The sequence below is a fragment of the Priestia sp. P5_B4 genome (assembly GCF_056400385.1).
In genome coordinates, this window is record NZ_JBFULJ010000893.1 from 1 (window position 1) to 1,560 (window position 1,560).

At 35.9% G+C, this 1,560-nt stretch carries 2 protein-coding genes; both read left to right on the plus strand.

Annotated features, from left to right (window positions below):
- Positions 1 to 161: 161 nt before the first annotated feature.
- Positions 162 to 860, plus strand: coding sequence for a hypothetical protein (locus AC1DRF_RS27225; RefSeq protein WP_427076498.1), 699 nt, complete (start codon positions 162 to 164; stop codon positions 858 to 860).
- A gap of 155 nt (positions 861 to 1,015) precedes the next feature.
- Positions 1,016 to 1,560, plus strand: a 545-nt coding sequence (locus AC1DRF_RS27230; protein WP_477742213.1) for an AMP-binding protein, incomplete at its 3' end; no start/stop codon positions are given.

Here is a 1,560-nt window from a genome sequence, read left to right on the forward strand (position 1 = left end):
TACTAACCGCTACGTTTTACAAACTTTAGTTACTTTTATTATAAAATTTCAAATTCTCCGTTAACTTCTCTTTACTTTTCGACACGTTTTTTGTATCATTAGATAAGAACGTATGTTCGTTTTATTTTTATCGTATTGATGATCACAAGGAGTGTTTTTGAATGACGGTACGAAAAAGAAAAAGAAAGAAGCTCCCTCCTACCCTATCCAATACAGGCTTTATTGGAGCAACGTTTGCTGATACAGATGAATTAGCACGCAATGAATATCACTTTCCTCGTAAGCAAATGAAAATTACCCATCATGTCTTAGATGCCTTGCTTCAAGGGGCAACGCACTTATTTCAACAGCATAAAGTTGAAGCCGCTATCTCATGCGTGTATCTTCCTAAGTACAAGAAGATTGGTTTAGTCCTTTCTAAACAGCCTTTTGGCAGCAATGAAGGCATTGGGTATTTTATTAATTACTTAAAGGAAATCGGACATATTGAGTGGGATGAAAAAACGAAAGACTACGAAATACATAATACGAGCTTTATCGGCGTGGTATTTGCAGATCTAGAAAAAATTGCTAAGTTCACCTTCGACTTTGAGCTAGAATTGCTGTCGAAGTTCGTTAAAGACTTAATTATTCCTGCTAAAGAGCTTTTCTTGCAGCATAATATAAAAGCGTATCTCTCAGGCGTTGAAAATGAAGATCAGCATAAAGTAGGGTTTGTTTTATCGATCAAGCCTTATGATGAACGTAAGGAAGCAGACTTATATTTTGTGGAGTATTTAAAAGAACGTGGTTTATACGAAGAGGACGAGTCTGAAGAAGAGCTAGTACCTATTCATACAAAATGGAGCTTATTTAAATAACATACGTTATACCCGCTGTCTTAATAAGATAAGCGGGTCTTTTTTTGCTTTTTACTAAAACCCAAAACAAATTAGTAGCAAGTACTAATAGTTAGTAATATAATAATAGTAATGATAAAAAATCATTGATATCTATAATATAAGGAGTCGTTTTTATGATTCAACTAAAAGATTTAGTTCCAAGTGAACATTACAACTTAACAGAGGAAATTGAAAAACATGCATCCGATCAGCTTGCGTTAAAGTGGCAGGACGCCGACGGTGCGCGTGAGGAAATTACATATAACCAGCTGTTAGCAAAAGCTAATAAAGTGGCAAACGGGTTAACAGAGCTAGGTTTAATAAAAGGCGATCATGTCTTGGTTATTGCACCTCGCCTTATTGAATCGTACGCTATTTACTTAGCATGCTTAAAAGCAGGTATTATTGTAATTCCTTCTTCAGAACTATTACGCGCAAAAGATATCCAATATCGTTTACATCACGCTGAAGCAAAAGCGATTATTTCTTACCATCCTTTCTGCAATGAGATCGATAAGATTGAAAACTTCCCTACTTCTCTACAACATAAAATTACGTTTGGTGCTGATGTTACGTCATGGACGCGCTTAGAGTCACTTACGGTTGATGCATCAGAACAGTTCCAAGCAGCTAAAACAACTAAGGATGATACGGCATTCCTTCCTTATACATCTGGTAC